This window comes from Salinisphaera sp. T5B8 (genome assembly GCF_040361255.1).
GTDB lineage: Bacteria > Pseudomonadota > Gammaproteobacteria > Nevskiales > Salinisphaeraceae > Salinisphaera.
The window spans coordinates 1-17,185 of record NZ_APNG01000028.1; the positions used below are offsets into that span (position 1 = coordinate 1).

Below are 17,185 nucleotides of genomic sequence, written 5' to 3' on the forward strand. Positions count from 1 at the left end.
TTCTTCCTCAAGATACGAGACGCCTTTCCCGGTAATGTGCGATGAACCATTTTTTTTGGGCTGCCACCGCATGAAGTCCTTGGGGGCCGGGTGATTGTTGTCCAGTGGCTCATTGGTCAGCATGTATTCGGTTGCGCGCCGAGACTTACGCTCGAACGAGCCGCACGTCAGCATGCGGATAAACCCGTGGGCCAGCAGTTCATCGCGTGCCCGTGTAGCGCGCCTTTGGCTGGTACCGTTTAACCGCCGCATCATCTCGCGCACGCTCATGTATATGCGGTTATCTCGGCCGTTATATAACGCACGGAACTCGATGAGAAGCGCCCGTGCTTCCGGCGATAAGCTCCGGTACGCGTCGCAATTCAGCTCGTGGCGGTACAGCCTCACGTGCGCCTCGGTTCGGGCCTTTCGTCGGCTCATAAAGCTTGCGCCCGCTGACGTACCCGCTCGTACTCGATACCCAGCTTCATGGCGTCCTCAGGCGCTAAGCCGGCGATCAGCTCGTCGTCCGCCGCGGCATCGAATACATGGGCATCTCTCACCCAAGCATCGCCAGCGAGGTGGAATCGCATGTAATCGCCGCTGAACCCCGTAACGAGTATTCGAGGAAGCGCATCCCGATCACGCCGGCTGCCATGACCATCGCGATGAAATTGGAATAGCGTGAATTCTGGGTAGCTCATATCGCCACCCCGCTGGCGTTAGTCGCCTGGCCGCTAAGGGCTGTACCGAACCTATCCAATTTGAAGGCGCGTAAGGCCGGCCCGGCGTCGATTGCGCCTGCCGAGGCTGACGCTGCCGCGCGGCCCAGATTGGCATCGATTAGCCGATTGCCGTCGTCGTAGACGTTGGCGCCAGGCTTCGCCCGCCGTTGGCGCGCGGCCGCGGCTATAGGCAGCGAGTTACCGAAGTCCATCACTGCCGGTACCGCTGCTCCGCTTTTGATGCGCAAAGCGGCCCTCGTGCTCCCGCCTGCGCGTATGAGCAAGCGTACGCCCTGCTCGATATCGTCGATCATGGATGCCAGCCCGCAAAGAGGGGCGCCGCGCTGAAAGCGCTTCATGCGCTCACCCATGAAGGTCTGCATATTCCGGGCATCGGTGTGCTGATGACGTTGGGTATCGATCAGCAACTCACGGCAATGGCCGTCGGTCGCGGGGCTTCTTCGGTGATAGTTCATTTCACCGCCTCGCCTTCGGTCTGCAGCTCAAGCCACTTTTCGACAGCGGCGCAACTATAGAAGACACGATTTCCGACGCGGGTGCGCGCCGGGCCGGTACGTAGCCAAGCCCAACGTTTGAACTGGATCCCAGAATTCGGACAGAGCACTAAGTGATGATCTGCTCCACAATGGCCGCACCCGGCCAAGGAGCAAGTATGCGACGCAAACGCCGTAATCACTCACCGGCCTTCAAGGCCAAGGTGGCGCTGGCCGCCGTACAAGGCGATCGAACGCTCGCCGAACTGGCCCAGCAGTTCGACGTGCATGCGAACCAGATTACACAGTGGAAACGCCAGCTGGTCGAAGGCGCGACCGAGACATTCGACAAGGGATCATCGGCCTCGGATAACCAAGCCCAGATCGACTCGCTGCATGCCAAGATCGGCGAGCTGTCGATGGAGAACGATTTTTTGGAGCGCGGGCTCGCGCGCTTCGACCCGAAGCGCGGCGGGCCATGATCGATCACGACCACGACCTGCCGATAACCCGCCAGTGCGCGGCGCTCGGTGTCGCTCGATCGACGGTCTACTATCGGCGTCAGCCGGTATCGGATACCGATCACAGGCTGATGCAGCGTATCGATGCGCTGCATCTTGAGCGCCCGTTTCTCGGCAGCCGACGCATCGCTGATGCACTGGCCGACAAAAAGGGCCTGACGGTCAATCGCAAGCGCATACAGCGCTTGATGCGAGTCATGGGTATCACCGCGCTGTATCCAAAACCGCGCCTGTCACGCCCGGCGCCTGGGCATCGGATTTATCCGTATCGCCTGCGGGGTCTGACGATCGATCGGCCCAACCAGGTCTGGGCCAGCGATATCACGTACTTGCCCATGGCGCGCGGTTTTTTATACCTCGTCGCCGTCATGGACTGGTACTCGCGCAAGGTACTGGCCTGGCAGGTGTCGAACACGCTCGATGACGCGTTCTGCGTGGATGCCCTGCAGCGTGCGATCGCACGCTATGGGCGACCCGAGATCCTCAACACGGATCAGGGCAGCCAGTTCACGGGTCGCGCGTTCACCGGCGTGCTCGAAGACCACGCGATCACGATCAGTATGGATGGCCGCGGGCGCTGGATGGATAACGTTTTCATCGAGCGGCTCTGGCGCAGCGTGAAGTATGAGGAGGTCTATTTGAAAGTCTATGACAGCGGGCGCGACGCCAAAGCGGACTTGGCCGATTACTTCGCGTTCTACAACGCCAAGCGCCATCATCAGGGCCTTGATCGGGCTACGCCCGATCAGGTCTACTTCGACACACAGCCGCTACCGCAGGCGGCTTAACCCGGCAGGTCATCACTTAGAAATCGCTGCGGACTGTCCAATGCATGGGGTCCAGCTCAAGGTGATATCCAGCGTCGAAGACGCCCGCGCGCTCAAGCCCGGCTTGCTGCATATCGTCGATCGGGTACTGCAGGTCTATACGCCAACGGTGCTCGCGATTTCCACGCTCGCTTTTCTGGGATGGGCCCTCGGGCCGCTCGCCTTCGGCGCCGATCCCGAGTTTCAGCGCGCGGTGTTCGCCGCGCTGACCGTACTGGTAATGGGCTACCCCTGCGCGGTCGGCATCTCCGCGCCGCTGTCGATCGTGCGCGGTGCCGGTGAGGCGGCCGATAAGGGTGTGCTGATGCGCACCGGCGAAGCCTTCCAGGCACTGCGCAAGATCGACGCTGTGGTTTTCGACAAGACCGGCACACTCACCGAAGGCCGGCCGGCGGTGCGTGATATTCATAACGTCGACGATCACGACGACGACACGCTGCTGGCGGTTGCCGCCGCCGTGGAAGCGGCCTCGGAGCATCCGCTGGGCCGCGCGGTGGTCGAAGCGGCACTGGAACGCGGACTGGATTTCCCCGAGATTGCCGACTTTCAGGCCGAGTCTGGCCGCGGCGTGACCGCGCAGATCGACGGCGAGACCGTGCGGGTCGGCAGTCCGGCGTTTCTGAGCGCCGCCGGCGTGGCATTGGACGCCTTGCAGGAACGCATCGATACCGCCGAACAACAGGGCCACACGGTGATTGTCGTGGCGCGCGGCGATCGCTTGCTTGGCGCGATCGCGCTTGGCGATGCTCTGCGCCCCGACACCGCTGCTACCATAGCCCGACTGCACGACCTGGGCATTCGTACCGCGATGCTCACCGGCGACAACGAACGCACCGCCCGCCATATCGCCCAGCGCGCGGGCATCGACGACGTGTATGCCGGCGTGCTCCCTGATCAGAAGGCCGAGCGCCTGCGTGCTATGCAGCGCGACGCGCGTCTCGCCATGGTTGGTGATGGCATCAACGATGCGCCGGCGCTGATGCAGGCCGATATCGGCATCGCCATGGGCTCCGGCACCGATATCGCCATCGATAGCGCCGATATCATCATCCTCAACGGCCAGCTCGGCGCGGTCATCACGGCATGGGAGATCAGCCGCTGGGGCTATCGCAAGATGTTGCAGAACGTCGGCCTGGCTTTTTTGTTCAACGGCATTGGCATCCCGCTGGCCGCCACCGGTCTGATCTATCCGGTGTGGGCGATGGTGGCTATGGCCGCCAGCGTGACCACCATAGTCGTCAACTCGCTGTGGCAGCGGCCGGCGATGTTTTTCGATGCGGTGGCGAGTGTGGGCGAGTAGCGACGAGCGAGCTTAATGATGGGCTTCTATAACGACGTAGTGTTACCACGGCTTTGTCATATGGCCATGCGTAATCGCCACTTGGCGCCCTATCGACGGCGTGTGTTATCCGGCGCGCAGGGCGAAGTCCTGGAAATCGGCATCGGGTCCGGCCTCAACCTGCCGTTTTACGGGCCGCATGTCCGCGGCATTCACGGCTTGGAGCCGTCACTACAATTGGTTCGCATCGCGCGGCGCGCGGCGGAGCACTCCGCCCGGCCGGTTGCGCTGATCGAGGGCTCGGCAGAAGCCATTCCATTTGATGACAAGAGCCTCGATACGATCGTGACGACCTGGACGCTGTGCAGCATCCCGCATGCGGATCGGGCGCTGGCAGAAATGCGCCGCGTGCTCAAGCCCGGCGGCCAACTTCTGTTTGTCGAACACGGCTTGGGCCCGGATGCAACTGTGGCCGAATGGCAGCGCCGCCTGACGCCTTTCTGGTCGAAGGTCAGCGGCGGCTGTCACCTGGATCGCCCGATCCAGGGATTGATCGCACAAGCCGGCTTTGACTGTACACACCTCGAAACCGGCTACATGAAAGGTCCGACGCCCATGACCTATATGTACGAAGGCCGGGCCGTTCCGAAGTAGACGCCGCATTATTCACCCGGTTGTCTGAAAAAATAACGGCCCCGTACCCCACTCCGGGTGTTGTTTACGGCAGATTTGTGGCCTATATTGAAATTATGAAGTCCACCGTGCTCCACGCGCTGATCTCGATGCTGGTGTTCACCAGCGTGCTGGCCAGTCCAGCGGTCATGGCGTGGACAATGCCGGCCGAGGCTACGGCAAGCGATTGCACGTTGTGTCAGGCCGACACCGCGAAGTCGCAGCATTCCACCGCGGCGACTTCGACTTGCGCAGTGGCCATCTGCGGCATGATGGCTGATGTTGCGCATAATACGGCCGGGATCACGCCCCAGCCGCCCGCGGTACCCACGTTTCATATCGAAACGCATTTGGGCCGCCAACTCGAGGGGCCCGACCCTTTTCCCCCGCGAGCTATCCACGCTTGATCTGACTGACGCCTGAGCGCGTCACAAACTCCGGCTGAGCTTACACATGCCGCGCTCCTGCGGTCTGTGCTGGCCTGTCATGCGACACCAACCATTACGTCGCATGGGCGCGCTAAACGGCTTTCCGGGCATCCCTAGATCACGTGGAGTTCTTCCCATGACCCAACTACGCAATGCGACCATGGCGCGGCTGACGCTCATGCTCTTTCTGTTTGTCTCGACCGGCGCGGCTATCGCGGCACCGGTACAGGCCCGCCTTTACCACAACCCCGGCTGCATGTGCTGTGAGCAGTACGCCGACTACCTCAATGGCAAGGGGTACGACGTCGACGTGCTCGACACCGACGATATGGCGGCTCTCAACGAAAAGCACGGCATCGAACCGGCGTTGTCGTCCTGTCATACCACCCTCATCGGCGACTACGTCGTCGTCGGTCACGTGCCTGAACCGGTCGTTGCCAAGCTGCTGCGCGAGGAACCCGATATCCGGGGTATCGCGCTACCCGGCATGCCGAGCGGCTCGCCGGGCATGCCCGGCAATAAAAGCGAACCGTTCGTCATCAAAACGCTGAATGGCGACGTTTACACGACGTATTGAGCCTTTATTCAGGCAATTACCGAGGGTATCAATGATGAAAAGCTGTAATTCCGAAGCATCGACTTCGTCGTCCGACTCGGCTCCTTCAGCCCGGCGCTGGCTCGAGCCGCGCAGCGTGCTTGTGGGCGGCGTTGCCGCCGCGGCGGTCGGGCTCGTATTCAACTGGAACTGGGTCGTGGCCATCGGGGCCGTCCCGCTGCTGTTCACTCTGCCCTGCATGATCATGATGGGTTGGATGATGTGGAGCATGCGGCCGAAGGCCACTGACGATACAACGGCCCGGCAGGAACCAAACACTCAAACCCGTTATTCACAGCAGACAGCGCAGTCGAGCGCACTTTCTGCCCAATCCAACGAGGACTAGAACATGCGTACAACAGTAAAAACGATCATCGCCGCTGCCCTGATCGCGGGTGGGCCCGCCGTATTCGCCGCAACGCAAGGCGACGACCCCAAGCCGGCATCCGAGGGCAACATGGGCCACATGATGCAAGGCCAGGAGGGCAAGGGCCACGGCATGGGCATGAGGGGCGATGGCAACATGCCCATGATGAAAATGATGGGTCAGATGAACGACATGATGGAAACCTGCAACAAGATGATGCAGAGCAAGATGGAGAATATGAACGGCCCGGACGGTTCGACCGACAAGGGTTAGACACAACCGCGCCGGCGGCCACCGGAATTGAGGCCGCCGGCATTTTCTTCATCGAACAGGAGTATAGAAATGAGCCTACGTCTAGGCGATACCGCCCCGAATTTCACGGCCGACACCACCGAAGGCCGCATCGATTTCCACGAATGGCTCGGCGACGGCTGGGGCATGTTGATGTCGCATCCGGCTGATTTCACACCGGTGTGCACCACGGAGTTGGGCGCAGTTGGCGGCCTCAAGGAAAGGTTCGCCCAGCGCAACGTGCAGGCCATCGTGGTTTCGGTGGATTCGGTGGATGATCACAAACGCTGGTCGGCTGATATCGAGGAAACCCAAGGCCAGTCCGTGAACTTCCCGATCATCGGCGATTCCGACCACAAGGTCGCGGAACTCTACGACATGATCCACCCGAACGCCGGCGACACGTCGACGGTGCGCAGCGTGTTCATCATCGATTCCAACAAGAAAATCCGGATGACGCTCACTTATCCAAAGAGTGCCGGGCGCAATTTCGACGAAATTCTGCGGGTGATCGATTCGCTGCAGCTGACCGACAATTACAAGGTCACCACGCCGGCCAACTGGCAGGACGGCGACGATGTGATCGTATCGCCCGCGCTGTCCAACGAGGAGGCCGAGAAGCTGTTCCCCGCCGGCTGGAACGAGCTCAAGCCCTATCTGCGCATAACCCAGCAGCCGAACAAGTAACGACCGAGAGTGTGCTGCCCCGGATACAGGCGCGTTGTTGTATCTGGGGCGTTACCGGCGATCACGTCATGAGCCGTCCGCGCTGGGCATGGATCCGATCGATGCATGACGTCGGCCATCCAACCACAGGCTTGTTTCCGACATGCAAACCCAAGCGCCGTACCAAGAGGTTGTCGCGGAATACGCTCGGATTGCGGGCCGCTATGATCGGAAGTGGTCGTTCTATATCGAGGCGACGATGCAGGAGACGATCGCGCGTTTGCCGCTGGGCGAGGAGGATCGATTACTCGATGTGGGCTGCGGAACGGGCGCCCTGCTTTATCGTCTTGCGGCCGTTCATCCCGCAACTCGGTTCGTGGGCGTGGATCCGGTACCCGCCATGCTCAAGGTCGCGCGCCGCAAACTCCCGTCTGATATAGCACTTCATGAGGGATGGGCAGAGCAGATCCCATTTGCCGACGCGCAGTTCGACCTCGTCGTTTCCTGCAGCATGTTTCACTACGTCGCGCGGCCGCTCGACGCCTTGATCGAAATGCGGCGCGTGCTGCGCCCCGGCGGCCAGCTCGTGCTCACCGACTGGTGTGGCGATTATCTGATGTGCCGGCTGTTCGAGCGCTATCAACGGCTGCGCGCTCATGCGCACGCATGGACCTATCGAACGCATGAGTGCGCTCGAATGCTCAAAGAAAGCGGCTACGCCGCCGTGCAGGTCGAAACCTACAAAATCAACTGGCTCTGGGGGCTCATGACCGCCCGTGGTACCCATGTTCAAGCTTAATTTTCTACCGAAACGACAAGATCGGCGAGAAGCCCGATGGCGATGAACGCAGATTTGCTGTTCGTCTGCCTGGCGTTGGCCGCACTGGGCCTCGTGTTGTTGGCCGTGGTCTTGCGCACATTGCTACGCACCGCGCGCCGCGGGTGGCTGATAGCGGCTGTGGTGCTAACCACAGCACTGCTCTGGATCGATATCGTCATCATCTGGTGCTTGGTCGAATACAGCCTGTTTGCTGTCGACTTTAGTAGTGACGGTTTGCGCACGCTCCTTGAGCGCGCTGGCCCCCTGGGCGCCTGCCGCGTCCATCGGCCTGATGACGGCTCATTCGTTCGTGCCGTTCCCGGCCGAGGTGATCGCAATCGCCAATGGCGTCGTCTTCGGCTCCTGGCTGGGTGTACTGCTCACCTGGGCGGGCGCAATGATCGGCGCAATACTGAGTTACGAGATCGCACGGGCCCTGGGCCCGGCCACGCGGACGCGCTTGGTTCCGCTGCGTTACCAGGCGCGGTTGGATGCATTCGTGAGTGATAGCAGTATTTCGACACTGCTGACCGCGCGCCTGATACCGATCATGTCCTTCAATCTGGTCAATTACGCCGCGGGACTCGCCGGCGTGCCACGGTGGACGTTCGTCTGGACCACCGGCGTGGGTATTTTGCCGCTAACCGTACTGAGCGTACTGCTCGGCAGTCAGGCGCTGCACCTGCCGGTCTATATCTGGATTCTGGCGGGGGTTGCCGTGCTGATCCTGTTCGGCGCGGCGCGCGTCATCCGATCGCGGGGCGCGCATGAGCGAAACCGCGAGCACGACCATTCCAGGGCGCGGGATCGCCGCCGCCAAAACGCCACGCGATGACGATCTGGACGAATCTTCTGCTGGCGCTGTTCGCCGGCGTGCTGCTCAATCTCACGCCGTGTGTGCTACCCGCGTTGCCCATCAAGTTGCGCACGATCGCGCGTGTGGTGGGCAGCGGTAAGCGACAACGCTTTTTGGCAGCGATCGCGCTGCTGGCCGGCACGCTCACCTTCTTCGGCGCGCTCGCTTTGGCGACCGCCATGCTGAACTGGACCTGGGGCACCCTGTTCCAGGCGTTCTGGTTTCGCGCGGCACTGGCTTTCCTGCTCGCCGGCCTCGGCGTTTACAGTCTCGCGGGGCGCGGCGTGCAACCACCCCAATGGGTCTACCGCGTCCAGGGCAACGGCTATGCCGAACCCTACTTGGCCGGTTTTCTGGCCGCGGTCTTGTCCGCGCCCTGCACCGGGCCTTTCCTGGGCGGCGTCATGGCATTTGCGCTCACGCAGGCGCCGAGCACGATCTTCGCGCTGTTCATGGCGGTGGGCGTCGGGTTGGCCCTGCCCTACCTCGTTCTGCTGGCCCGACCCGGACTACTGACACGCATACCACGCAGCGGCGCGTGGCTATCCCGCGTGCAGCAGGTCATGGGCCTGATTCTCCTGGCCGGCGCGACGTTTTTTGCAACGACCGTGCTCGCGGAACGCGTCGGCACCCTGCTGTGGACCGCCTGGCTCGGGACCCTGGCTTTCTGGTTGATCCGCGCATTGGTGGTCGGCCCCGGATTCGGCGCGCGTTTGGTACCGGCGCTCGTCTTGGTCGCTGGCGTGGCCGGCGCCGTCACGCTCGGCTTTGATCGTGGGGCCGGCGCACAGCACGCGTTGCCTTGGCAGCCGCTAACGGAGCGCGCGCTTGCCGAGGCCCGCACTGCCGGCGCGCCGGTGCTTGTCGAGTTCACGGCGGATTGGTGTATTAACTGCAAAGTTCTGGAACAAACCGTTTACGCCGACGCCACGATTGTGAAATCCGTCGATGCAGCCCAGATGCGCGTTCTACGCGCCGATCTCACGCGGCCGGACGCTGCGCTTGATGCCTACCTACGATCCTTCGGTGGCGCCGGCCTGCCCTTCGCCGTGGTCTTGAAGCCGGACGGGACCGTGCACCGACGCCTACCCGATCTATTTACGGTGGGCACTTTGAAAACAGCCATCGAAACCAGTGGAGAGCAGACGCGTGTCGACCCGTAAGAGTTTTGTCCTCACTTGGCTGTTGCCAGCGACCATCGCGGTCACGGTCAGCGGCCTTTTTCTTTTCTCGCAATGGACCGCGCCTAGTACGAAATCCGAAGTGCAATCGACGACCGACCAGTCGACCGGTAATAACCGGGATGGCAAGTGGGACGTTGTTGACCTCTATACCGCGTCAGAGTCACCAACAGCCTCGAACTCCGCCCCGCCGCAAACACAACGTTTTAGCGCGGCCCACGTGGATCTCGACGCAACGCGCGACGGCAATACGATCCAAATAGAACTGGACATCGCTTCGGAGTGGCATATCAACGCCAACCCCGCCTCTTTCGACTTTCTTATACCGACCGAAATAAAGGTATTTGCTAACGGCGTGCTGTTATCGACCGAGCTTGCATACCCACCGGGCGATGAACTCGACGTCGGCCTTGAAGACCCGATCCTGGTGTATTCGGGCAAGGTTAAGTTGATAGCAGCTCTGGATAACGTTGCCAACAACGACATACCCACCGTCGAGGCCGTGGTACAAGCCTGTAATGACTCGGGGCTGTGCCTTCCGCCCTCAACGCTTTCTACGTCGATTCCGAGCACCGCGAACCCATCGCTACCTTAAGCTGCATATAAGCTTCAAAAAACTCTAAGGTCTCCGGTCGCTAATGTAAGCAGAGACGAGAACATGTCCGACCTCGCATGCATGCGCCTCGCGCCTTAGAACCACCCAACCTCGATGATTTACAAAAACCTTTTTTGCTCGAGCAAAACTTAGCCGGCGGCCATTGCGAGCCTCGTCCATTTTGATATAGTAGAAGAATGCGTGCCTTCTTGGTTCTAATTTTGCTGTTGCAAGCCTTGGTCGCCCAGGCGGGCGTTCCGGGGATATCTTGCCTGCACGATTCCGAGCACGCTAACGCGGAAACATCCGCTGTTACGAACCCGGGTGCGACGGCCAGCGAGCACTCGCACGCGACGAAGCACGTACAGGGTAATGGCGACTCCCCATCCCATGAGCGGTGCTGCTGCACGTTCATGGGCCATTGCTCCTCGAGTGCAGTCGACACCAGCTTCCGAACTGATGCGCTGTTTCCCCCTGCGGCGCACTTGGTGAGCCGTGCGTCTGTTTCGGTCGCACCCGGGTTCGAACACCCTCCCTATCGACCGCCGTCTATTCGCGTCTAATTGAAGCTTTTGGTGCATCACGCATGCGCCGAACATCAATCAGAACGGTGGTTGCAGCTTTTGCATAGCGTTTCACTAGGAGATTGTTGAAAGTCGCCACTTGGCGGTTATCTCAGCAAAGTCCTAGAGCGCCGTGCTGCGTCACCGTTCCCACGGAGACGCATTGTGCGAACTTGGAAAATTGTCATAGCGACCCTACTCGTGAGCTTGCTCATCGTAGGCGGCGCAGCCGCCGGAGTCATTTATTCCGGTGTCTATAACGTCGCGGCGACCAGCGACCACTGGCCGATCACGCGCTGGGCATTACAGAAAACGGTCCATCGCTCGGTTGAACGGCAGGCATCCGGCATCGACGTCCCGCCGCTGGGCTCCGAAAAACAGCTGCTGGCCGGCGCGGTCAACTTCGACGCCATGTGCAGTAGCTGTCATACCCCGCCGGGCGCACAGCCATCGGCAGCGGCGCAGGGCATGTATCCCGAACCGCCCGAGCTGACCCATGCTGCGCGTGAGAAAAGCCCGGGTGAAATCTTCTGGGTGATCAAGCACGGCATTAAAGCCTCGGGCATGCCGGCCTGGGGCGCGTCGCACAGCGACGACGATCTATGGGCGATGACCGCCTTTATCGCGCAGTTGCCGGATATGACGCCCGCCGATTATCGGCAGATGCTGCAGACCGCACAAGCCAGCGGCATCGGCCATGGCGCCGGCGGTCATCACGGTGAGTCGGGCGACGGTCATCCCGCCGAAGATGCCAACGGCCAGGACCACGGCCACAACGATGGCGACGAGCAAGCACCTGGGCACCGCGATGGCTCAGCGCCGCATTCCGACTCGGGTAGCCGCCCTCATGCCCACGGCTAAGCGCCGAAACCCCTCGCATTTCACAACACAAATTCAGGAGCACTGTAGATCAATGCCTAATCGAACCTATAACAGCGACCGACGCCGGCTGCTGCGCGCCATGGGCGCCACTGGCCTGCTGGCCGGTTTCAACGCCCTGCTGCCGGCCTATGCCCGCAGCGGCGCAGCACGCCATCTCGACACCGCAGCGGCCCGCGTGCCCGGCGGCGGCGCTCGCGACGTCCTGATGGACGTGCATGTCCGGCGCGAAATGATCGATATCGCCGGCGGTCATGCCTCGGCCATCACCCTCAATCATTCCACGCCGGGGCCGATCGTCGAACTCTGGGAAGGTCGCAACGCGCATCTGCGCGTGCACAACCATCTCGACGAGTCCACCTCGATCCACTGGCACGGCATCCTGCTGCCCTTCCAGTTCGACGGCGTACCGGGCGTAACTTTTCCCGGCATCGACCCGGGCGCCACCTTCGACGTCGAGTTTCCGGTTCGCCAGGCCGGCACCTACTGGTACCACAGCCATACCGGCATCCAGGAACAGATCGGCCAGACCGGCCCGATCGTCATCCATCCCGCGGGCGACGACGGCATAAACGCCGACCGCGAATACGTGCTCATGCTCAACGACTGGACGTTCGAGGATCCGCATCGCGTGATCGCCAAGCTCAAGGCAGTCAGCGACTACTACAACTTCAGCGAGCGCACGCTCGGTGATCTCGCCGAGGATTTTCGCAAGTCCGGTGTCGCGGCCACACTCAAGGATCGCCTGGCCTGGGGCGATATGCGCATGAGCCCGCGCGATATCGCGGACGTGACCGGCTACACCTACAGCTATCTGATGAACGGCGTGCACCCCGAAGCCAACTGGACCGGGTTGTTCACGCCCGGCGAGCGGGTCCGCCTGCGGGTGATCAACGCCTCGGCGATGACCTATTTCAATGTCCGTATCCCCGGTCTCGCGATGACCGTCGTGGCGGCCGACGGCAAGGAAGTTCAGCCGGTCGAGACCGACGAGTTCCAGATCGGCGTGGCGGAAACCTACGACGTGATCGTTGAACCGAAAGCCGAGCAGGCCTATACGATCATGGCCGAAAGTATGGATCGCAGCGGCTATGCCCGCGGCACGCTGGCGCCGCGTATGGGCATGGTCGCGCCGGTGCCCGCTCTGCGCGAGCAGCCCCAGCGCACCATGATCGATATGGGCATGGATATGTCCGATATGGACATGGGCGACATGACGATGTCGCACGAACCGGGTCAGATGAAGATGGGCCACGACAAGATGTCCATGGATCACGGCTCGATGCAAGAGATGGGCACGCCCAAAAAGGATTCCGGCATGGCCGGCATGGGTCACGATATGAAAAAGATGGCCCATGGCACGGGGCCGAACGCCGGCACCATGGGCACCGGCGCTATGATGGAGAAACACGGCCCGGTTATCGCCAAACACGGCCCAGATATGCACGGCGCCGGCAATATCAACGTGGCCAACGCCCAGCGTGATCGCCTGGCCGAGCGCGGTACCGGTCTCGAAGACGTCAACCATCGCGTGCTCACCTATAACCAGTTGCGCAACGTCACGGCCATGCAGGACCGGCGCGAGCCCTCGAAAACCGTCGAGGTCCACCTGACCGGCAATATGGACCGCTATATGTGGTCGTTCGACGGCGTGAAGTACGGTAATTCCACGCCTATCGAGTTCCCCTACGGCGAGCGCATCCGGCTGGTGCTGGTCAACGACACGATGATGGAGCACCCGATCCATCTGCACGGCATGTTCATGGAGCTGGAGAACGGCCAGGGCGATCACCTGCCGTTCAAGCACACCCTCAACGTGCTGCCGGGTTCGCGCGCGTCGCTGTTGATCACCGCCGACGAGCCGGGCCGCTGGGCCTTTCACTGCCATCTGCTTTATCACATGGAAATGGGCATGTTTCGCGTCGTGCGCGTGAGCGATCAATCGGGAGACGAGAATGTTTAAACAGGCGATAACAACGGCCGTGGGGGCCGCGACGCTGCTTTTCGGCGCCGCCCTGCCGATTCATGCAGCGCCCGAGGGCAAGGCCGAGCTCGATTCGATCGTACCCGACGGCCCGATCGATCCGGCCAGCGGTGCGCCGCTGGATTGGAACAAACCGGTGCCAGACCAGCAGATTCACAAAATGCTGCTCATCGACCGGCTCGAATACGGCGCCACCGACGGTACCGACAACTATCTCTGGGACACCCAGGCCTGGTTCGGCGGCGACTGGAACAAGCTCTGGCTCAAAAGCGAGGGTGAAGGCCCGATCCACGGCGGTTCGCCGGAAGACACCGAGTTCCAGGCGCTCTATAGCCGCACCGTCACCCCGTTCTGGAACGTTCAGGCCGGGCTGCGCTACGACGTCAACCCGAATCCCGATCGCGGTTTTGCGGTACTCGGCCTGCAGGGGCTGGCGCCCTACTGGTTCGAGACGGATACCGCGCTATTCGTCAGCGAGGACGGCGACGTGAGCTTGCGCGGCGAATTCGAGTACGAGTTGCTGCTCACCCAACGGCTGATCCTGCAGCCGCGCCTCGAGTTTAACGCCGCCGCCCAGGACGTGCCCGAATACGGTATCGGCAGCGGGCTGAACAATACGGAAATGGGTGTGCGGCTGCGCTATGAAATTCGGCGCGAGTTCGCGCCCTATATCGGCGTGCGCTGGGAGCAGACCTACGGTGACACCAAGGATATGGCACGGGCCGAGGGCGAGCCGACCTCGTCGACTGCTTTCGTGATCGGGCTGCGTGCCTGGTACTGAGACGTCATTAACGCTAGATCCCAGGCCGGTATCGCGCGGAGGCGATACCGGCCTGCGTGACGATTCTGTTGGGCGCGCCGATCCGAATCGGGTTGCGCACTCGTGATCGACAAAATCACCCATCGCCCCTGTTGACTCCGTACCTAACTACCGCCTTTAGAGTGGGCTAAACGACAAGGGATGACAAACATGACCTATTCCATAGGACAGCTTGCCAACGCCGCAGACACCCGGGTAGAAACCATTCGCTATTACGAGCGGCGCGGATTGATGCCCGAGCCGCCGCGTGCGAACAGCGGGTATCGCCGTTACCCGCGCGACGCAGAACAGCGGCTGCGCTTCATCCGGCGTGCCAAGCGGCTGGGATTCACGCTGAAAGAGATCATGGCACTACTGCGGCTGCAGGCGGGCGGCGAGCGCGCCGACATCAAGGCGATCGCCGAGGACAAGCTGGACGAAATCGAAACCCGCCTGGCGGATCTCGAGCGCATGCGCGTCACGTTGCACGACGTCACCCGCCGTTGCTCAGGCCGCGGACCGGTCACCGGCTGCCCCATTATCGAAACCCTCAACCACGAGCCAAAACAGCATACCCAGCGCGACACGGACGTATGCCGTGACGGCAACGGCCTTTGAAGGGACCCAGGCTCGGGTCGGTCGCTTGACGAAATGTTCCGTTGTGCCTAGCGCCGCGCAATGCCGGTATGTGGCGGGCCGGCAACCCAGCCGCCACTTGGTCTTACCAATATGACGACAAGGAAATACGTAATGAAAAAACTTGTAACCGCAACGACCCTGACATTTGCACTGGCCTTACCCATGGCCTATGCCGAGCAGGGGCATCACGACGCCGAGCAGGCCACGAGCTCGAAGATGGGTCAAAGCATGGGTGACATGGACAAAGGGGCCATGCACGAGCGCATGCAGAAGATGCATCAGACGATGCAGGAAATTCACGAAACCCAGGATTCGGAAGAACGTCAGCGCCTGATGCAAGAGCACATGCAGCAGATGCACAAGGCCATGGGCGGCATGCACAGCATGATGGGCGCCAACGGCATGGGCGAGAACATGACCATCGAACAGCGCCAGCAGATGATGCACAAGCGCATGGACATGATGCAGGAAATGATGGGCCAGATGATGGAGCAAATGCAGGCCCAGCAAGAGCCGACGCAGGACTAACCGTCATGGATTGCATCGCACGCCCCGGTGTCCGGGGAAGCCCCCTCCTTCGACCACCGAGTGTTGCGATGCAATCCACCTCAACAGTGGCCATACCCGTTATTCACCCAACCCGACATCCCCATATCAGGAGGCGATATGAAGCGACAAAAAACCCATCCTACGCATCAAGACCCGGTCTGCGGCATGGAGGTCAGCTACACCACTGCCGCTGATGAATTCACCTTACGCGGCAAGACCTATTACTTCTGCTCCCGCGCCTGCCGGGAGGCGTTCGAGGTAGAGCCGGCTCGCTACATCCGGCCGCATCGGCAACACGGGGTCGGGCCGTCATAGGCCACCCGGATGCCAGGGCCCGACGGATCCTATTGGCGCGCGTTAGCTCGTCAGCAATCTACCACTGTCAGCAGGAGCACCGTTCTATGAAACTCCGTTGTCAATCTTGTTCTTTCAGCCACGGCGAGAAATATGCCCGAGCAGTCCATACAGCGTCAGTCCACCATTACCTGCCCCATCTGCGGGCATCAGCGCACGGAAACCATGCCCACCGATTCCTGTTTATATTTTTACGAGTGTGTCCGCTGTAAAACCTTGCTCAAGCCCAGGTCGGGAGATTGCTGCGTGTTCTGCAGCTACGCCAGCGTGAAGTGCCCTCCCAAGCAGGATGAATCACATGCGTACTAGCTATGGGGCCCAAGCCGGCATCTTAATTGACTCGCCCGGCGCTGGCGCTTCGCGCCCTCCAGAACAGATTTTTATCCGCTCCGCCGGCAACCGGGCTCCGGCGATGGGCCTTTCGACTGCATCGCCTTACAGGAGGCCGAGTCATGAATGAATCATTCAACCACGCGGGCGCCTGGGGTATCGCACTGATCGTCATCGTGCTGATCTCCTGGCTTTTCTATCGCTATTTCGCACCGCAGAACTGGCGCGAATGGGCCGGCGCGGGCGTAGTACAGGCATTTATCATTGCACTGTACGCCGAGATGTACGGTTTTCCGCTCACGGTCTATTTGCTGGTGCGCTTCTTCGGTCTGGATAACGGCTACGCCAGCGCCAACCTCTGGTCAAGCCTGGTCGGACTGGGCGAAACCGGCATGTTGATCTCGATGCTGCTCGGCTACGCGCTCGTCTTTATCGGCATCGGCCTGTTTATCCAGGGCTGGCGCCAGGTCTACAAGGCACGACACGAAGACCGGCTGGTAACCGACGGACTGTATGCGTTCGTGCGTCATCCCCAATACACCGGGCTATTTCTCGCCGTGTTCGGCGAAGGCGTGGTGCACTGGCCCACGCTGTTCTCGGTCGGCCTGTTTCCGGTGATTGTGCTCGTCTACACCTGGCTGGCGCGGCGCGAGGAAAAACAGGTGCTCGCCCAATTCGGCGACGCCTATCGCGACTATCAACGCCGCGTGCCGATGTTTATCCCGCGCTGGGGCCAATGGCGCCGACTCGCATCGGCCTCACGCGATCGTAACGACGACGATGCCGCATGAC

Annotated in this window: 22 protein-coding genes and 2 pseudogenes; 20 read left to right on the forward strand and 4 right to left on the reverse strand. The window is 61.3% G+C overall.

Annotation, left to right across the window (positions count from 1 at the left end):
* The 3 genes and pseudogenes from T5B8_RS18080 to T5B8_RS18090 form a co-directional block, all read right to left on the reverse strand.
* Positions 1-270, reverse strand: a pseudogene (locus tag T5B8_RS18080) (hypothetical protein); the annotation flags it as partial.
* A gap of 146 nt (positions 271-416) precedes the next feature.
* Positions 417-683 (reverse strand): hypothetical protein, encoded by a 267-nt coding sequence (locus T5B8_RS18085; RefSeq protein WP_353180765.1) that lies wholly within the window; start codon positions 681-683, stop codon positions 417-419.
* Entirely contained in the window at positions 680-1,180 is a 501-nt protein-coding gene (locus T5B8_RS18090) for a hypothetical protein (protein ID WP_353180766.1), read from the reverse strand. Before T5B8_RS18090 ends, T5B8_RS18085 begins: the two co-directional genes overlap by 4 nt.
* Before the next feature lie 197 nt (positions 1,181-1,377).
* Between T5B8_RS18090 and T5B8_RS18095 the strand changes: the two genes are divergently transcribed.
* The 9 genes and pseudogenes from T5B8_RS18095 to T5B8_RS18135 all read left to right on the forward strand — a co-directional run bounded on the left by T5B8_RS18095 (position 1,378) and on the right by T5B8_RS18135 (position 7,643).
* Positions 1,378-2,507 (forward strand): IS3 family transposase gene (locus T5B8_RS18095; RefSeq protein ID WP_502950814.1). Its coding sequence is split into 2 segments (ribosomal slippage): positions 1,378-1,639 and positions 1,639-2,507, totalling 1,131 coding nucleotides; the frame shifts between segments, so codons are not numbered across the junction.
* A 58-nt stretch (positions 2,508-2,565) separates the two neighbouring features.
* Positions 2,566-3,846, forward strand: a pseudogene (locus tag T5B8_RS18100) (heavy metal translocating P-type ATPase); the annotation flags it as partial.
* Positions 3,847-3,864: 18 nt separating this feature from the next.
* Positions 3,865-4,479, forward strand: a complete 615-nt coding sequence (locus tag T5B8_RS18105; protein ID WP_353180787.1) for a class I SAM-dependent methyltransferase — start codon at positions 3,865-3,867, stop codon at positions 4,477-4,479.
* Between the two features lie 77 nt (positions 4,480-4,556).
* Positions 4,557-4,904 (forward strand): hypothetical protein, encoded by a 348-nt coding sequence (locus tag T5B8_RS18110; RefSeq protein ID WP_348767932.1) that lies wholly within the window; start codon positions 4,557-4,559, stop codon positions 4,902-4,904.
* 157 nt (positions 4,905-5,061) lie between these two features.
* On the forward strand, positions 5,062-5,502 hold the full coding sequence (locus tag T5B8_RS18115; protein WP_353180768.1) for a DUF411 domain-containing protein: 441 nt from the start codon (positions 5,062-5,064) through the stop codon (positions 5,500-5,502).
* 31 nt (positions 5,503-5,533) lie between these two features.
* Positions 5,534-5,866, forward strand: coding sequence for a hypothetical protein (locus T5B8_RS18120; RefSeq protein WP_353180769.1), 333 nt, complete (start codon positions 5,534-5,536; stop codon positions 5,864-5,866).
* Positions 5,867-5,869: 3 nt separating this feature from the next.
* Positions 5,870-6,160: a hypothetical protein gene (locus T5B8_RS18125; RefSeq protein ID WP_353180770.1), complete on the forward strand. Its 291-nt coding sequence runs from the start codon at positions 5,870-5,872 to the stop codon at positions 6,158-6,160.
* A 69-nt stretch (positions 6,161-6,229) separates the two neighbouring features.
* Positions 6,230-6,865 carry a peroxiredoxin gene (locus T5B8_RS18130; RefSeq protein WP_353180771.1) on the forward strand — a complete coding sequence of 212 codons (636 nt, stop codon included), beginning with the start codon at positions 6,230-6,232 and terminating at the stop codon, positions 6,863-6,865.
* 142 nt (positions 6,866-7,007) lie between these two features.
* Entirely contained in the window at positions 7,008-7,643 is a 636-nt protein-coding gene (locus tag T5B8_RS18135) for a class I SAM-dependent methyltransferase (protein ID WP_353180772.1), read from the forward strand.
* Here T5B8_RS18135 and T5B8_RS18140 read toward each other — a convergent pair.
* A complete protein-coding gene (locus tag T5B8_RS18140) occupies positions 7,640-7,843 on the reverse strand; it encodes a hypothetical protein (protein ID WP_353180773.1) in 204 nt (67 codons plus the stop codon). The two genes, T5B8_RS18135 and T5B8_RS18140, sit on opposite strands and share 4 nt — an antisense overlap.
* Before the next feature lie 68 nt (positions 7,844-7,911).
* Here T5B8_RS18140 and T5B8_RS18145 point away from each other — a divergent pair, with 68 nt between their 5' ends.
* From T5B8_RS18145 to T5B8_RS18195, 11 genes are all read left to right on the forward strand, one after another.
* Positions 7,912-8,499 carry a TVP38/TMEM64 family protein gene (locus T5B8_RS18145; RefSeq protein ID WP_353180774.1) on the forward strand — a complete coding sequence of 196 codons (588 nt, stop codon included), beginning with the start codon at positions 7,912-7,914 and terminating at the stop codon, positions 8,497-8,499.
* On the forward strand, positions 8,496-9,683 hold the full coding sequence (locus T5B8_RS18150; protein ID WP_353180775.1) for a protein-disulfide reductase DsbD family protein: 1,188 nt from the start codon (positions 8,496-8,498) through the stop codon (positions 9,681-9,683). The genes T5B8_RS18145 and T5B8_RS18150 overlap by 4 nt, the downstream gene beginning before the upstream one ends.
* Positions 9,670-10,296: a protein-disulfide reductase DsbD N-terminal domain-containing protein gene (locus T5B8_RS18155; protein WP_353180776.1), complete on the forward strand. Its 627-nt coding sequence runs from the start codon at positions 9,670-9,672 to the stop codon at positions 10,294-10,296. The genes T5B8_RS18150 and T5B8_RS18155 overlap by 14 nt, the downstream gene beginning before the upstream one ends.
* A 764-nt stretch (positions 10,297-11,060) precedes the next feature.
* Positions 11,061-11,720: a c-type cytochrome gene (locus T5B8_RS18160; RefSeq protein WP_353180777.1), complete on the forward strand. Its 660-nt coding sequence runs from the start codon at positions 11,061-11,063 to the stop codon at positions 11,718-11,720.
* Positions 11,721-11,772: 52 nt separating this feature from the next.
* Positions 11,773-13,701 carry a copper resistance system multicopper oxidase gene (locus T5B8_RS18165; protein ID WP_353180778.1) on the forward strand — a complete coding sequence of 643 codons (1,929 nt, stop codon included), beginning with the start codon at positions 11,773-11,775 and terminating at the stop codon, positions 13,699-13,701.
* Positions 13,694-14,503, forward strand: coding sequence for a copper resistance protein B (locus T5B8_RS18170; RefSeq protein WP_353180779.1), 810 nt, complete (start codon positions 13,694-13,696; stop codon positions 14,501-14,503). The genes T5B8_RS18165 and T5B8_RS18170 overlap by 8 nt, the downstream gene beginning before the upstream one ends.
* Positions 14,504-14,692: 189 nt before the next feature.
* Positions 14,693-15,139 carry a MerR family transcriptional regulator gene (locus tag T5B8_RS18175; protein ID WP_353162034.1) on the forward strand — a complete coding sequence of 149 codons (447 nt, stop codon included), beginning with the start codon at positions 14,693-14,695 and terminating at the stop codon, positions 15,137-15,139.
* A 132-nt stretch (positions 15,140-15,271) separates the two neighbouring features.
* The gene (locus T5B8_RS18180; protein ID WP_353162037.1) at positions 15,272-15,688 is read left to right on the forward strand and encodes a hypothetical protein; all 417 of its coding nucleotides are present in this window, start codon (positions 15,272-15,274) and stop codon (positions 15,686-15,688) included.
* Positions 15,689-15,826: 138 nt separating this feature from the next.
* A complete protein-coding gene (locus T5B8_RS18185) occupies positions 15,827-16,024 on the forward strand; it encodes a YHS domain-containing protein (protein ID WP_353180780.1) in 198 nt (65 codons plus the stop codon).
* A gap of 132 nt (positions 16,025-16,156) precedes the next feature.
* Complete coding sequence (locus T5B8_RS18190) at positions 16,157-16,372, forward strand: GDCCVxC domain-containing (seleno)protein (RefSeq protein ID WP_353162043.1); 216 nt, start codon at positions 16,157-16,159, stop codon at positions 16,370-16,372.
* 143 nt (positions 16,373-16,515) lie between these two features.
* Entirely contained in the window at positions 16,516-17,184 is a 669-nt protein-coding gene (locus T5B8_RS18195; protein WP_353162046.1) for a methyltransferase family protein, read from the forward strand.
* Position 17,185: the final 1 nt, after the last annotated feature.

Excerpts from the sequence above, each read along its gene's own strand:
- T5B8_RS18140 (WP_353180773.1), bottom strand. The coding sequence starts at position 7,843 with ATGACGATATCGATCCAGAGCAGTGCTGTGGTTAGCACCACAGCCGCT.
- T5B8_RS18135 (WP_353180772.1), top strand. The coding sequence starts at position 7,008 with ATGCAAACCCAAGCGCCGTACCAAGAGGTTGTCGCGGAATACGCTCGG.
- T5B8_RS18125 (WP_353180770.1), top strand. The coding sequence starts at position 5,870 with ATGCGTACAACAGTAAAAACGATCATCGCCGCTGCCCTGATCGCGGGT.
- T5B8_RS18150 (WP_353180775.1), top strand. The coding sequence starts at position 8,496 with ATGACGATCTGGACGAATCTTCTGCTGGCGCTGTTCGCCGGCGTGCTG.
- T5B8_RS18115 (WP_353180768.1), top strand. The coding sequence starts at position 5,062 with ATGACCCAACTACGCAATGCGACCATGGCGCGGCTGACGCTCATGCTC.
- T5B8_RS18085 (WP_353180765.1), bottom strand. The coding sequence starts at position 683 with ATGAGCTACCCAGAATTCACGCTATTCCAATTTCATCGCGATGGTCAT.
- T5B8_RS18120 (WP_353180769.1), top strand. The coding sequence starts at position 5,534 with ATGATGAAAAGCTGTAATTCCGAAGCATCGACTTCGTCGTCCGACTCG.
- T5B8_RS18175 (WP_353162034.1), top strand. The coding sequence starts at position 14,693 with ATGACCTATTCCATAGGACAGCTTGCCAACGCCGCAGACACCCGGGTA.
- T5B8_RS18130 (WP_353180771.1), top strand. The coding sequence starts at position 6,230 with ATGAGCCTACGTCTAGGCGATACCGCCCCGAATTTCACGGCCGACACC.
- T5B8_RS18090 (WP_353180766.1), bottom strand. The coding sequence starts at position 1,180 with ATGAACTATCACCGAAGAAGCCCCGCGACCGACGGCCATTGCCGTGAG.
- T5B8_RS18185 (WP_353180780.1), top strand. The coding sequence starts at position 15,827 with ATGAAGCGACAAAAAACCCATCCTACGCATCAAGACCCGGTCTGCGGC.
- T5B8_RS18170 (WP_353180779.1), top strand. The coding sequence starts at position 13,694 with ATGTTTAAACAGGCGATAACAACGGCCGTGGGGGCCGCGACGCTGCTT.
- T5B8_RS18105 (WP_353180787.1), top strand. The coding sequence starts at position 3,865 with ATGGGCTTCTATAACGACGTAGTGTTACCACGGCTTTGTCATATGGCC.
- T5B8_RS18180 (WP_353162037.1), top strand. The coding sequence starts at position 15,272 with ATGAAAAAACTTGTAACCGCAACGACCCTGACATTTGCACTGGCCTTA.
- T5B8_RS18190 (WP_353162043.1), top strand. The coding sequence starts at position 16,157 with ATGCCCGAGCAGTCCATACAGCGTCAGTCCACCATTACCTGCCCCATC.
- T5B8_RS18165 (WP_353180778.1), top strand. The coding sequence starts at position 11,773 with ATGCCTAATCGAACCTATAACAGCGACCGACGCCGGCTGCTGCGCGCC.
- T5B8_RS18195 (WP_353162046.1), top strand. The coding sequence starts at position 16,516 with ATGAATGAATCATTCAACCACGCGGGCGCCTGGGGTATCGCACTGATC.